This is a genomic window from Streptococcus sp. LPB0220, from assembly GCF_008727815.1.
Taxonomy (GTDB): Bacteria; Bacillota; Bacilli; order Lactobacillales; family Streptococcaceae; genus Streptococcus.
Genome location: NZ_CP044230.1, coordinates 1,373,649 through 1,387,226, shown reverse-complemented (window position 1 = coordinate 1,387,226; position 13,578 = coordinate 1,373,649). Strand labels below are relative to the sequence as shown.

Sequence of the window (13,578 nt, the reverse complement as noted above, 5' to 3'; positions counted from 1 at the left end):
ATTTTGATGTAATCAAAGGAGGAGGTATAAAATGATTTCAGCTTTAGATGTAGCAAATACGTTTCTTGACAGAGCAAAGTCAGAAGATATTGATATTACGCCGATGAAGTTACAGAAATTGATCTATATTTTCTACAAAGATTATTTAAAAGAGACGCAAGAAAAACTTTTTGACGAACGTTTTGAGACTTGGCAGTATGGCCCTGTTCTTAGAAGTGTTTATAACGTATTTAAAAAATATCGTGCAAATCATATCAAAGAATTTTACTATTTTGAAAATAACAAGTATAGTACTATTGCTCTCCCCGCAGGTTCAGTAGTGAAAAAGATTTTTGATAATGTTTGGAAAACTTATGGAATGATTGATGGTATAAGATTATCTGAAATGACACATCAACCAGGTACTGCGTGGTACAAAGCTAATATAAATGATGAACCATATTTAGAGGACAGTAACATATTCCAAGAGGAGCCTTATATTGCCTAACGAAGTAAATAAATTAACAACAGAAATTGATGTTCCTAATACTAAGTTTTCACAACAACAAAAAAAAGAAGCAAATGATAATTTTGCAACAAGTATACTTGAAAGAAAAATTAATAAGGAAACCTATAATACAATTAAAGGACACTGGCTACTTATTATTTGTCTTGGATTGATAATGGCAATTTATTTATTGGAAACTTTTTGTCATGGTGGAAAAATATCTGATATAGCAAGTAATGCTATAGAAGTTATTAAAGTATTAATTTTTTCATTGACAGGTTATCTTTTTGGAAAAAATGCTAACGAATCAGACAAGTAGGATAATCTTATCCTTATTTTAAAAAGAAATAGTGAGGTGAAATCACTGTTTGTTTATTGCTAATGAATTAAGTGAGCCAATAAAGCGTTTTATTATATTTTACAAATATTGAACAAACTACACTGAGAATAGGCATATGCTGGCTATGATACTTGATAAAAAAAAGCACCGTGTGAGGGTGCTAAATCTTGCCTACTGAACTCATTATTTAATAGATACCCTACGGGGTATTTTTTTGTGAACTTTTTAGGAACTTTGTGAACTGTTTAAGTCGGTATAATTGAATAGTAGATAGCCCGAAAATGCTTATTTTATGGGGTTTTTACGAATTAATTTCAACTATATTATGCAATGTGATATAATATTCAGATAAGAAAAAGAGGAGACCAAAAGCTAGATGATCACTTCAAAATACGATTGGCAGTTAGCTTCGCCAAGTGCAGATGAGGCCTTTTTAGCCCTTGCTAAAAAAGCAGGCCTAGAAGCGTCCGTAGCAACCTTACTGTATGAGCGTAGCATTCAGACCAAAGAGGATTTAGAAGACTTTTTAGAACCCAAGCTGGAAAAGCTACACGACCCTTATTTGCTCCATGATATGGACAAGGCAGTGGAGCGCATCCGACGGGCCATCGAAGATTATGAGCAGATCCTCATCTACGGAGACTATGATGCGGATGGGATGACCTCGGCCTCCATTATGAAGGAAACCTTGGAGCAGACGGGTGCAGAGGTGCAAGTCTACCTACCCAACCGCTTCACAGACGGCTACGGTCCCAATGAGAGTGTCTACAAATACTTTATCGAGCAGCAAGGTATTTCCCTGATTGTCACGGTGGACAATGGGGTCGCGGGCAATCAAGCAATTGCCATGGCCCAAGCGATGGGAGTTGATGTTATCGTGACCGACCACCACTCTATGCCAGAGGTTTTACCGGATGCTTATGCGATCATCCATCCGGAGCATCCTGATGCGGATTATCCCTTCCATTATCTAGCAGGATGTGGTGTGGCCTTTAAGTTGGCCTGTGCCCTCCTAGAGGAAGTACCAGTCGATCTCTTAGACCTGGTAGCAATTGGGACCATTGCTGACATGGTGAGCCTGACAGATGAGAATCGGATTCTGGTCAAATACGGTCTGGGTGTTCTCCAACATACCCAGCGCATGGGCTTGCAGGAGCTCTTGGAGATCGCAGGGATTCGTCCGGAGGATGTCAATGAAGAAACAGTTGGTTTTCAGATTGCTCCTCGTCTCAATGCCCTTGGACGCCTCGATGACCCTAATCCAGCTATCGAACTACTGACTGGTTTTGACGATGAAGAGGCACACGAGATTGCCCTCATGATTCATCAAAAGAATGAAGAACGAAAAGAGATCGTCCAAGCTATCTATGACGAAGCCAAAACCATGGTCGATCCAAGCTTATCCGCCCAGGTCTTAGCCAAGGAAGGCTGGAATCCAGGGGTCCTTGGTATTGTCGCCGGCCGTCTATTAGAAGAGCTTCATCAGCCAGTTGTTGTTTTAAGTATTGAAGATAGGCGGGCTAAAGGAAGCGCTCGGAGTCCTGAGTCGGTCAATATCTTTGAGGCCCTCGATCCTCACCGGTCGCTCTTTGTCGCCTTTGGAGGACATGCCGGTGCAGCAGGAATGACGCTGGAGGTGGACCAACTTCCTGCCCTGTCTCAGGCTCTTACGGATTACATTGCAGAGCAAGAGATTGATCTCAGCAGCAAGTCCACCCTAGCCATCGACGAGGAACTGCATCTAACAGAACTAACGCTTGAGACCTTGAAAAGCTTTGATCGCTTGAGTCCATTTGGCATGGACAATAAAAAGCCCGTCTTTCTAGTCCGTAATTTCAAGGTAGAAGGGGCACGCTCGATGGGAGCTGGCAATACCCACTTGAAACTCAAAATTTCTCAAGAAGATGCGACCTTTGAGGTGGTTGCCTTTGGCTTGGGAAGCTTAGAGTCAGAGTTTGCGCAAGCGCAAGACCTAGAGCTAGCTGTGCAGTTGTCGGTCAACCAATGGAATGGTCAAACGACCCTCCAGCTCATGCTGGTTGATGCGCGTGTGGATGGTGTGCAGCTCTTTAATATCCGCTCTAAAAATGCCAGCCTCCCCGCAGGTGTTCCCATTCTTGATTTTACTAAAGAACTGCCAGATTTGACAGGGACATCCGCGGTTGTAGTTGGAAATATCCCTGAGGATTTAGAACAACTACGGCAAATCTTCCAAGAGCATGATTTCCAGGCTGTCTATTTCAAAAATGAGATCGCCAAAGCCTACTATCTGACAGGCTACGGTAGCAGGGACCAGTATGCCAAACTCTATAAAACCATTTATCAATACCCAGAGTTCGATGTTCGTTACAAACTCAAAGAACTAGCAACCTATCTCAAGATCCAGCAGATCCTATTGGTCAAAATGATCCAGATCTTCCAAGAGTTGGGCTTTGTGACCATTGAAAATGGCATTATGAAGGTCAATAAAACAGCAGAAAAACGAGAAATCGCTGAAAGCACCATCTACCAAAATCTCAAACAAACGGTGAAAGAGCAGGAATTGATGGCTCTTGGGACAGTTCGTGAAATCTATGATTATCTGACAGGACAGGCCTCATGAAAAAACACCTAAAACACTTCCTCTGGCTTACTCCTATCCTACTTTTAGCTCTTTATTGGCTAGCAATCTACCTGAGTCTCAAGAACCCCATGGAGGAGATTGTTTACTCTGAAAATGGTGGGATGATGCGAAATATGATTGTCAAGTCCTACACTCAAACAATCGAAAGTGAAGCTCCTTGGAAGGAAGATGAAGGATTTCAGACTTTTCCCTATTCTGATAAAATCGTTGGTGGTCAGGAAGACCTATCCGTCATGATGTTTAGGGACAGTTCGGAATGGGTTTATAGGTATAAATATCAGTTAAAAGAAAATGTATCGGTTCGTATGATGTTCAAATACAATTCTAAAAAAAGAGCATTGATTCAAGAAGAAGTCTATCTTTATGCGGATGATCAAGAAGTAGAGGGTAGTGATTTTCTAAAGAAACTTGCCGCCTATGGCAAAGACCGTACTTGGTTGAAAAACCAAAGCAAGAAGGTCGCCGAACAATACATCCTGGGTACTTGGTTTAAAAACGGAAGCTCCCGTTATTCCCTGAAAAACTTGGGGGATATGAAAATTGAGTACAACAAATTAATAGAAGGACAGTAAAAGGCTATTCTAACAATTATTATCCCGCATCTTTTTCAGATGTGGGATTTTTTTAGTGTATATAAATATAATAGGAGATCAGTTACAATGAGGCTTAGATACTACTAACTAAGCTTTTTTTAATTATAAAAGCATGTTATAATACTTCTAACTCAAAGGAAAACTAAGAGTGATCTCTTAGTAAAAAATTATTTGGAGGAATTAAATGGCCTTAATACAATCAAATGCTATTTCAGCTGCAGATGCAATTAGTGAGCTGGTTTCAGTTGATACCAGTAATGTGCAAAATCAGCAAGTTTCATTTTCTTACACCCAAGAAATTACAGGAATGGAAAATGGAAAGGAGGTAACAAATTCAGTTCTTCAGGCTATTAGCGAATTTAGTCAAGCAGTTCTAATTCAAGCCAACAAGTTCCCTCAAATTGCTGCTGTAATTGAAAAGAGAGATATAGAGGAATCTCAAAGATGGAATCATTAAATAAAAAAATAGATAAGAGCGAAAAAGAGCGCTCTACTTTGACTCGAAAAATTATAGAACTTGAAGAAAAGGAAGATGATTTTAAATTATTACAGAAGCGCCATGAAAACAGAGTTCTTTATTTAGCTGAGCAATTTGAACAGCTGTCTTCTGGCGTGGACTCATTACTAACAGAATCGGATATGTCAACACAATTTAGAATTCAGGAGTTAGAAAATAATCAAGAACTGCGTCGTCAAATGTCCGAATATGTGCAAACCCATTTTGATGACATAGAAAAATGGAGTCAATCGATCCGTCGAAATACGGATGAACAAAGAGATAAATTAATATCAGAAAGGAATCGATTGCCTTGGGAGTGAAATATAGTTCTGCAGAATCTAGTGCATTAATTGATGCACTATCAAACAATATAGAAATTGCAAATGAAATTACAGAAAGATTATCAAATGGTTGCGCTTATTTGGTAAGTTCTTTGGATTCAGGTAAATTGCAGGGAGCTGCATATACTGCGGGTAAAGGACTTTTTACCGATATTATTATCCCTGCAATTACGAAAATCAAGGAAGCAGTGGATGATATTCAGATCGAGTTGAATTCATATAAAACAGCAAATGAACCTGTATCTCAATATGGAAATCTTGATTTAGAAGAATTAAAAGCTCTCAAAAAAAGTAAAGAAGACATGTTAACAGTTGTTAATGAACAGATTGCTGAGCATGAGAGCTTTTTTAATAAATTAACTTTTAATTCCGATGCCCATCGTGAGACTTCTCGTCAATTGACTGACTCAAAAAATAATCTAGAGTCAGAAATTCAGAGTGTGACAAAGAAAATTAATGAGTTGGAAATGTTTGTATCACAGGTAGCATCATTTTTCTCAGATAGTTTAACTGTTCTTCAACTTGCTATTCAAGGAGCAAGTCAGTTAAGTCAAGTGGTTGTTGATGCTAATGGTAATTACTATACAGATGGGCTAGATATGTCTTGGGTTGATGAATTAAAGGCTCAAAAAATAGTAAGCGAATCCCCAAGTTTACAAGATCTGTCCCCAGAAGATGCAATGTTTGCTCAGAACCTGATGGTGCAGTATGGATTTAACGAGCAGACGGCAAGGGAAATCATAAAAGTCAGAGATGGCATTGATAAAAAATTCCCAGATAAGTCTCAAGAGGAAAAAGATTACATACTTCTTAGGATTATTGGAAGCGCCTCATATACGGGATTTAAGTGGGATGAAACTGCGGGTTCTTTAGTTGATTATTTTTACTATGAAGAGTTAACAACTTATGGTGTTATGCATTTCGAGAAGAGCTTTGATGAAATTATGGATGAACTAGGATTAAGTAAAGAGGAGTCAAAACATCTTTACTATATATTAAATGTACAACATATAGTATCAGGGACAGATGAACATATTGGAAGGTATGAAGAAGATGACTTAAAGGAATACAGTAAAAGGGTTGCGGAAAAATATACAAATAATAAAATATCGTCTGAAGAAGTTTATGATGTTGCAAAAAGTATGTATCAAAAAGCTGACTTTACTCATCAGTCTATCACAATGGCCACACATCTAAATCCTAGATGGTTTGTTTTAGCTGATATTTATGGTGGAAGAAAAAATGTTAAAGACTTATCAGGCTGGGAAGGTGATACTACTAGAAATGCGACCGATAAGGAGCCAATTATTGGAATTGATGATTATCTTGCGGACTTAGATTCTGTTAATATTGTAAAACGTATGACTTCGAATACTCAATCTTATACGCAAGCGATGAATAATTACATGAGTGATCTGCAAAGCTCTCCAAATTTAAGAGAGAAAGAATTTAAACAAAATGTTGACTTGGAGGAAGTTAAATCAACTATTTTTACTAGTTTAGTACCAGATGAGATCTCTGGAAAAATAATTGCAGAAACAAGTGATGCAGTTCTTTATGAAACACCATCGGAAGAACAATCAATGGAATATCTGAAGGAACATGAAAAGTATAATTCATCCTACCTATTCATTGAAAGTTTGGAAAAAGAAGAAATGCAATATAAGAAAGATGAATAATGAAGCAAAATTTTAAATTATTTGTTTGGTTGATTCCCATCTTACTTTTTTGCCTTTATTGGCTGGGAATCTACCTGAGCCTCAAAAATCCTATGGAAGAGATCGTATACTCTGAAAATGGTGGGATGATGCGCTATGTGATGTTTAAGCCTTATACAGAAACGATTGGAAGTGATCGCATCTGGAAGGACGACGAGGGATTTCAAACTTATCCTTATTCAGATGAAACCGTTGGGGGAAAGGAGCATCTAGCTGTTACTATGTTTAGGGGCAATAAGGATTGGTTCTATATGTACAAATACAAATTAGATGAAAATACATCAGTTAATTTGATATTTGAATATAACGCCTCTAAAAAGATTTTTTACCAAAGCGACCTCTATTTGACAATTAATGAGACAAGCTACGAGGGCCAGCAACTTCTTGATCACCTTGCCACCTACGGCAAAGACCGTACTTGGTTGAAAAAGCAAAGTAAGAAGGTAGCTGAACAATACATTCTTGGCACCTGGTTCAAAAGGGGAAGCTCTCGATATTCTTTAAAAAACCTAGGTGATTTGAAAATCGAGTACGATAAATTGATAGAAGAATAGTAAGCATGTTTCCAATTCCAATCCCACATCATTTTTCGGATGTGGGATTTTTGCTTTTGACGCAGGAGCTTGGGAAAATGATTTGGCAAAAAATGATGCAAGTTAGTGGAATTCATGATATAATGGAATGTAAAAAATTTTTTATGAAAGAAAGTTAACCATGAATTTAAAAGATTACATTGCAAGTATTGAAAACTATCCACAAGAAGGAATTACCTTCCGTGATATCAGCCCTTTGATGGCAGATGGCAATGCTTATAGTTATGCGATTCGTGAAATCGTTCAATACGCAACGGATAAGAAGATCGATATGATCGTTGGTCCTGAAGCGCGTGGGTTCATCGTTGGATGTCCGGTAGCTTTTGAGTTGGGAATTGGATTTGCGCCTGTTCGTAAGCCTGGTAAATTGCCACGTGAAGTTATTTCTGCTGACTACGAAAAAGAATACGGTGTGGATACCCTCTGCATGCACGCAGATGCCATCAAACCAGGTCAACGTGTCCTCATCGTTGATGACCTCTTAGCGACTGGTGGTACGGTGAAAGCAACCATCGAAATGATCGAAAAACTCGGTGGGGTCGTTGCAGGTTGTGCCTTCTTGATCGAGTTGGATGAATTGAAAGGTCGCGAAGCGATCGGCGATTACGACTACAAAGTCTTGATGCATTACTAATATAGTCTAATGCTATAACTGGCTACAGAAAAACCATAATTGAAAACTATAAGCTCCTATCATATAATGTTAGTTAAGAACTTGCACGATGGGAGCTTTTTATGCCAATTACACTAGATAAAAAATTACCTGCAGTAGATATTCTTCGTTCAGAAAATATTTTTGTCATGGATGATGTTCGAGCAACTCACCAGGATATTCGGCCAATGAATGTTCTCATTCTTAATCTGATGCCGACCAAGGTTGCGACAGAAACCCAGCTCTTACGGCTCCTTGCCAATACTCCCTTGCAGATCAATGTAGATTTCCTCTACATGGCGAGCCATGAATCCAAGAATACAGCGGCTGAGCATTTGGAGAGCTTCTATAAGACTTTTGAGGATATCAAGGATAATTACTATGACGGCTTGATTGTGACAGGAGCACCTGTCGAAAAGATGGACTTTGAAGAAGTGGACTACTGGGAAGAATTGACTCAGGTCTTTGAATGGTCCAAGCGGCATGTCTTTTCTACTTTGCACCTTTGTTGGGGAGCCCAGGCTGGACTGTACCACCGTTACGGGATTCAAAAAGTAGAACTCTGTGACAAGCTATCGGGTATCTATGACCAAGCAGTGGTGCGTCCCGAAAGTCTGCTCATGAGAGGCTTTGACGATCGCTTCCTTGCCCCTCATTCTCGCTATACAGATATTCCTTTGAAGGAAGTCCTTGAAAAGAGCAATCTTCAAGTGATCGCTCAAGGAAATGAAGTTGGGCTTTCTATCATTGCCAGTCCAGACATGCGTGAGGTGTATAGCTTTGGCCATCTGGAGTATGATCGCGATACGCTGGCAAAAGAATACCACCGAGATGTCAAGGCGGGCTTGGATCCGGACGTTCCCAAGAATTATTTTGATGGGGATGACGCTAATACAGAGCCTCGCATTCGTTGGAATCTAGCTGCGACGACCTTCTTTAGTAATTGGATCAACTATGCGGTTTATCAAGAAACACCTTACCGCTTGGAAGAATTGGAAAAAGATATTTCATTTTATGGTTACCTATAAAGGGGAATTATGACATATTCACAAGCATTTAAGTATGGCAACTTGGTTCTTCCAAGTGCCTTGCTTTTTCATTATCATGAGTTGTTTGACCAAGCAGATGACTACTTGGTTTGGCAGTTTTTCTTCCTTCAAAATACGACTGGTCAAGAGGCCTTGACTCCTAATCAGATTGCTAATCATCTAGGAAAAACGGTGACAGAGGTCAATCGGATTATGTCCAATTTGACCACCAAGGGACTCCTTCAATACCGGACGATTGAGCTCAATGGCGAGATTGAAGCCATCTTTGATGCGACCATTGCTCTGGAGCGCTTGGATGAGATTTTAGAAGCCCAATCACAAGGGAAGGCACAAAGTGCGTCAGCTAAGGGAAATGTCATTAAGGACTTGGTGGAAACCTTCCAACAAGAACTTGGGCGACTCTTGACACCTTTTGAGATTGAAGACCTGACCAAGACTGTCCGCGAAGATCAGACAGATCCAGATGTGATCAAGGCAGCATTACGAGAAGCTGTCTTTAACGGCAAGCCTCACTGGAAATATATCCAAGCCATTTTACGCAACTGGCGCAGTGAAGGCATCAACAGTCTAGCCCAAGTAGAGGCGAAACTACAAGAACGCGAACAAGCCAACCCACGCAATGTGACCGTTTCAGACGATTTCTTGAAGGCCATGGATTTGTGGAAGGATTAAAAAAACTAGCACTTATTTGAGTGCTAGCTGCAGATGGAAGGTTAAGTCTTCCTAGAAACTTTCCTTATGTGAGTACGGACGTCAGCGAACTTCGAAGAAGTTCCATGACTTAGTTTTGAACCTAAGGTTTCAAAACTCCCGAGTGCCTGAAACAATAGTGTTTCAGGCACTTTTCTCACGGCGGAAAGTTTTTAGTTTATACTTGAATAGTTTTAAAAATAAGACATTATTTTTACTGAAAAAAATAGGTTCTTAATTGAAAAAATAATTTTTAACCATTCAAAAAACTAGTACTCATAAAGTGCTAGTTTTTTCCTTTATAAATAGTCCGCATAGGCTTTTTCTAGTTTGCTAAGGAGTTCTTGTTTTTCATCCTCACTAGCAAAGGAAGCCTGAATGGCATCGACATTGTGTTGGTAAAAGTCAGTTTCCTTGGTTTGGAAGTGCTGATGGTAGAGGGCATATTCCTTGGTAAGATCGGTATCAGATACAGTCCGGTTATCGGTATTGATACTGATCCGAGCACCGGCTGCTTTCATCTTCAGATAAGGGAAATCTTCTATAGTCGGCGCTGCTTTTGTCTGTAAGTTGCTGGTCAAGCAGAGTTCACCAGTGACCCCATTTTCAATAAAGGATTGGAGTAAGGCTGGTTCATGAGATAGAGCCGTCACGTGCCCATTGCGTTTGATGCCAAATGCAATCGATTGGGCAACAAAGTGTGGGCAATGACACTCACCTGCATGAAGCGTCATGGGCCGATGGTAACTCTTGACTTGCTCAATTAGGGGTCGAATATCTTCTGGAGAGTAGTTGTGCTCATCCCCGGCAAAGTCAAAACCAACAAAATCTTGATCGATAACTTGGTTGGCTTCTGCAAGAATGCGAGAGGTGACTTCTTGGTCTGACTGGCGCATGCCACAGACTAAGGCTTTTGCAACAATGCCAAATTCCTCCTGGGCTTGGCGTAGACCATCGCAGACTGCATCGATAGTTTCTGGGACGGTGAGGCCTTGGTCCATGGACAATTCTGGTGCAAAACGAACTTCGATGTAGACGACATTTTCCAGAGCAGCTTGCTTGGCCACATCGTAAGCAGCAAGCGTCAAGGCTTCCTTAGTTTGAAGGAGGGGCCGAATGTAGTCAAATGCCTCCAAATAGTCCAAAAGATTCTCACAGTGGGCAGGCGCAGTGACATGGTGCTTGAGCTCCTCATCGCTAGCAGGTAGGTCAATATTGGCCATAGCTGCCAATTGGCGAATGATTGGAAGCGATAAGGAACCGTCTAAGTGACAGTGAAGTTCTGTCTTTGCCAAACTATGAAAATCGATCGTGGACATGGTTTTCTCCTTAAAATTGTATTTTTTCTATACTATCATTTTGGCAAAAAAAGTCAAGTAGCCTTCGCGTAGCAGATCTTTGAAAGGGAGGCCGATATTTGATATGCTAAGAGTAGCGAAATAAAGGAGAAGAAAGATGTCAGACTATCAATTACCAGAAGTATGGAAAGCACCGAGCCAAATGGGAGGAGCCTGGGGTGGCTTGAACCAACCAACAGCAGGTGCCCGCTTTGAACAAACCCTTCCAAAAGGCGACCAGCCTTTCCAACTCTATACCCTTCCAACACCCAATGGGATCAAGGCCACCATTATGCTGGAGGAATTGAAAGAGCTGGGAGTGGATGCAGGCTATGACGCTTATCGGATCAAGATTGGTGAGGGAGATCAGTTTGGTAGTGACTTTGTAGCCATCAATCCAAACTCGAAAATTCCAGCCATGTTGGATCAATCAGGCGATCAAGCTATTCGTGTCTTTGAATCAGCTAATATTCTCTTGTATCTAGCTGAGAAATTTGGAAAATTGATCCCGACAGATCCTGCTAAACGGACAGAGGTGCTCAACTGGCTCTTCTGGCAGACAGGGGCTGCGCCATTTTTAGGTGGAGGCTTTGGGCATTTCTTCCACTATGCTCCTGAAAAAATCGAGTATGCCATCAATCGCTTTGCCATGGAAGCCAAACGCCAATTGGACCTACTGGACAAAGAATTGGCCACTAAACCTTATATCGCAGGGGATGACTATACCATTGCAGATATTGCCATCTGGTCTTGGTATGGCCGTCTCGCCCAAGACAAGGTCTGGGACCGAGCAGGAATTTTCCTAAATGTAAAGGAATACAAGCATTTGCAAGCTTGGACAGAGAAAATTGCCAATCGCCCAGCCGTGCAACGTGGCTTGGAAGTAGAATATAAGGAAATTGACTAAAGTCTAATATCGGCTTGTTGAGGATGATAGCGAGAGTTTCCGCCGTGAGTATAGCACATGAAACGTATAAGTTTCATGTGCCCGGAAGTTTTGAGACATTAGACTCAAAACTTAGTCATGGAACTTTGAAGAAGTTCGCTGACGTCCGGACTCACCTAAGGAAAGTCTAAAGTAATACCTTTCCATAATAGACAAGGCGCCGTTGCGCCTTTTTTTAATGGTGCAAACATGGTATACTATAGGATGGAATAAAAGTATAGAAAGAAGCACATGGAATTTACAAAATTATCAAATCGCTTGGACTTGGTGGCTAGCTTCGTCCCAGCTGGAGCGCGTCTGTTGGACGTGGGGAGTGACCATGCCTATCTCCCAATCGCCCTTTTACAGGAAGGTAAGATTGAGGCTGCCATTGCAGGGGAAGTGGTAGAGGGGCCCTATCAGTCTGCCCTGCAAAATGTCGCCGATAATGGTTTAGAGGACAAGATCGAGGTCCGTCTGGCCAATGGCTTGGCTGCCTTTGAACCAGCAGACGGCATTTCCTGTATCACCATTGCTGGCATGGGCGGACGCTTGATTGCAGATATCTTAGCGGCAGGTCTTGAGAAATTAGCCAATGTCTCTCGCTTGGTTCTGCAGCCCAATAATCGAGAGGATGAACTGCGGGCTTGGTTAGTCGACCATGATTTCCACATTGTTGATGAATCTATCTTGGAAGAAAATGAGAAGTTTTATGAGATCCTTGTGGTGGAACACGGTTCTCAAGAGTTGACAGCCAAGGAACTACGCTTTGGTCCCCATTTGATGCGGGAACAAGCTCCAGCCTTTGTCCAAAAGTGGTCCAAGGAAGTGGAGAAATTAGCCTTCGCCTTGGAGCAGGTCCCAGTTGAGAATCAATCTGCCAGAGCATCGTTAGAAGAGCGCATCGCTCACATCAAGGAGGTTCTACATGTTAGCAAGTGAAGTCATCAAACGCTATGAATCCTATTGTCCTCAGGAATTGTCTATGGAGGGAGATGTCCGTGGCCTACAAGTCGGCACGCTACAAAAAGACATCAAGAAGGTCATGGTAGCCCTAGATATTCGGGAGCAGACGGTGGCAGAAGCAATCGCTCATGGGGTGGACTTGATCATCGTCAAGCACGCGCCTATTTTCCGTCCCATCAAGGATTTGGTAGCTGATCGGGCCCAAAATCAGATCTATATCGATTTGATCAAGCATGATATCGCAGTCTACGTCAGCCATACTAATATTGACATTGTCCCAGATGGTCTCAACGATTGGTTTTGCCAGCTCTTGGAAATTGAAGATACAGAGCCCCTCAGTATGACAGGGGAAGGACTTGGAATCGGCCGGATCGGTCGGGTAGCTACACAAACCTTTGGACAGTTGACTAGCAAGGTTAAAGAAACCTTTGGCTTAGATGCTTTGCGCATAGTCAGTTATGATCAGGCGGATTTGGATCGGGTTATCAAGCATGTCGCAATCTGTGGAGGAAGTGGCCAGTCCTTTTACAAGGATGCTCTCGCCAAGGGAGCAGATGTTTATATCACAGGAGATATCTACTACCACACGGCTCAGGACATGCTGAGCGATGGCCTCTTGGCCTTAGATCCCGGGCACCATATCGAGGTTCTCTTTGTGTCAAAACTAGTAGAAAAGCTCAATCAGTGGAAGGCTGAGGAAGCCTGGGAGATTGAAGTGATTGGCAGTCAAGCCAGCACCAATCCTTTTTACCATATCTAAGGGGT

16 protein-coding genes are annotated in these 13,578 nt (G+C 41.4%); 15 read left to right on the top strand and 1 reads right to left on the bottom strand.

What is annotated here, in order from left to right; all coding sequences use genetic code 11:
* Positions 1-31: 31 nt before the first annotated feature.
* From LPB220_RS07270 to LPB220_RS07220, 12 genes are all read left to right on the top strand, one after another.
* Positions 32-487, top strand: a complete 456-nt coding sequence (locus LPB220_RS07270) for a Panacea domain-containing protein (RefSeq protein ID WP_150906326.1) — start codon at positions 32-34, stop codon at positions 485-487.
* Complete coding sequence (locus LPB220_RS07265; protein ID WP_150906325.1) at positions 480-806, top strand: hypothetical protein; 327 nt, start codon at positions 480-482, stop codon at positions 804-806. The genes LPB220_RS07270 and LPB220_RS07265 overlap by 8 nt, the downstream gene beginning before the upstream one ends.
* 397 nt (positions 807-1,203) lie before the next feature.
* A complete protein-coding gene (gene recJ / locus LPB220_RS07260) occupies positions 1,204-3,429 on the top strand; it encodes a single-stranded-DNA-specific exonuclease RecJ (RefSeq protein WP_150906324.1) in 2,226 nt (741 codons plus the stop codon).
* On the top strand, positions 3,426-4,022 hold the full coding sequence (locus LPB220_RS07255; RefSeq protein WP_031576842.1) for a TipC family immunity protein: 597 nt from the start codon (positions 3,426-3,428) through the stop codon (positions 4,020-4,022). The genes recJ and LPB220_RS07255 overlap by 4 nt, the downstream gene beginning before the upstream one ends.
* A 205-nt stretch (positions 4,023-4,227) precedes the next feature.
* Entirely contained in the window at positions 4,228-4,500 is a 273-nt protein-coding gene (locus LPB220_RS07250; protein ID WP_009731321.1) for a hypothetical protein, read from the top strand.
* A complete protein-coding gene (locus LPB220_RS07245) occupies positions 4,488-4,862 on the top strand; it encodes a hypothetical protein (protein ID WP_031576840.1) in 375 nt (124 codons plus the stop codon). Before LPB220_RS07250 ends, LPB220_RS07245 begins: the two co-directional genes overlap by 13 nt.
* Positions 4,859-6,562 carry a hypothetical protein gene (locus LPB220_RS07240; RefSeq protein ID WP_225305939.1) on the top strand — a complete coding sequence of 568 codons (1,704 nt, stop codon included), beginning with the start codon at positions 4,859-4,861 and terminating at the stop codon, positions 6,560-6,562. Before LPB220_RS07245 ends, LPB220_RS07240 begins: the two co-directional genes overlap by 4 nt.
* Positions 6,562-7,155, top strand: a complete 594-nt coding sequence (locus LPB220_RS07235; protein WP_031576836.1) for a TipC family immunity protein — start codon at positions 6,562-6,564, stop codon at positions 7,153-7,155. The genes LPB220_RS07240 and LPB220_RS07235 overlap by 1 nt, the downstream gene beginning before the upstream one ends.
* A 5-nt stretch (positions 7,156-7,160) precedes the next feature.
* Complete coding sequence (locus tag LPB220_RS10785) at positions 7,161-7,313, top strand: hypothetical protein (RefSeq protein WP_191904600.1); 153 nt, start codon at positions 7,161-7,163, stop codon at positions 7,311-7,313.
* A gap of 2 nt (positions 7,314-7,315) precedes the next feature.
* Complete coding sequence (locus LPB220_RS07230) at positions 7,316-7,828, top strand: adenine phosphoribosyltransferase (protein WP_003007878.1); 513 nt, start codon at positions 7,316-7,318, stop codon at positions 7,826-7,828.
* Positions 7,829-7,929: 101 nt separating this feature from the next.
* Complete coding sequence (metA, locus tag LPB220_RS07225; RefSeq protein ID WP_021153511.1) at positions 7,930-8,874, top strand: homoserine O-acetyltransferase MetA; 945 nt, start codon at positions 7,930-7,932, stop codon at positions 8,872-8,874.
* A gap of 9 nt (positions 8,875-8,883) precedes the next feature.
* Positions 8,884-9,567 (top strand): DnaD domain-containing protein, encoded by a 684-nt coding sequence (locus tag LPB220_RS07220; RefSeq protein ID WP_150906323.1) that lies wholly within the window; start codon positions 8,884-8,886, stop codon positions 9,565-9,567.
* A 317-nt stretch (positions 9,568-9,884) separates the two neighbouring features.
* Here LPB220_RS07220 and add read toward each other — a convergent pair whose 3' ends face one another.
* A complete protein-coding gene (gene add / locus LPB220_RS07215) occupies positions 9,885-10,904 on the bottom strand; it encodes an adenosine deaminase (RefSeq protein WP_150906322.1) in 1,020 nt (339 codons plus the stop codon).
* Positions 10,905-11,040: 136 nt separating this feature from the next.
* On the opposite strand from add, the gene yghU reads away from it, so the two are divergent.
* From yghU to LPB220_RS07200, 3 genes are all read left to right on the top strand, one after another.
* Positions 11,041-11,829: a glutathione-dependent disulfide-bond oxidoreductase gene (yghU, locus tag LPB220_RS07210; RefSeq protein WP_150906321.1), complete on the top strand. Its 789-nt coding sequence runs from the start codon at positions 11,041-11,043 to the stop codon at positions 11,827-11,829.
* Between the two features lie 270 nt (positions 11,830-12,099).
* Entirely contained in the window at positions 12,100-12,789 is a 690-nt protein-coding gene (locus LPB220_RS07205; protein ID WP_150906320.1) for a tRNA (adenine(22)-N(1))-methyltransferase, read from the top strand.
* Positions 12,776-13,573 (top strand): Nif3-like dinuclear metal center hexameric protein, encoded by a 798-nt coding sequence (locus tag LPB220_RS07200; protein ID WP_049472310.1) that lies wholly within the window; start codon positions 12,776-12,778, stop codon positions 13,571-13,573. The genes LPB220_RS07205 and LPB220_RS07200 overlap by 14 nt, the downstream gene beginning before the upstream one ends.
* Positions 13,574-13,578 lie beyond the last annotated feature (5 nt).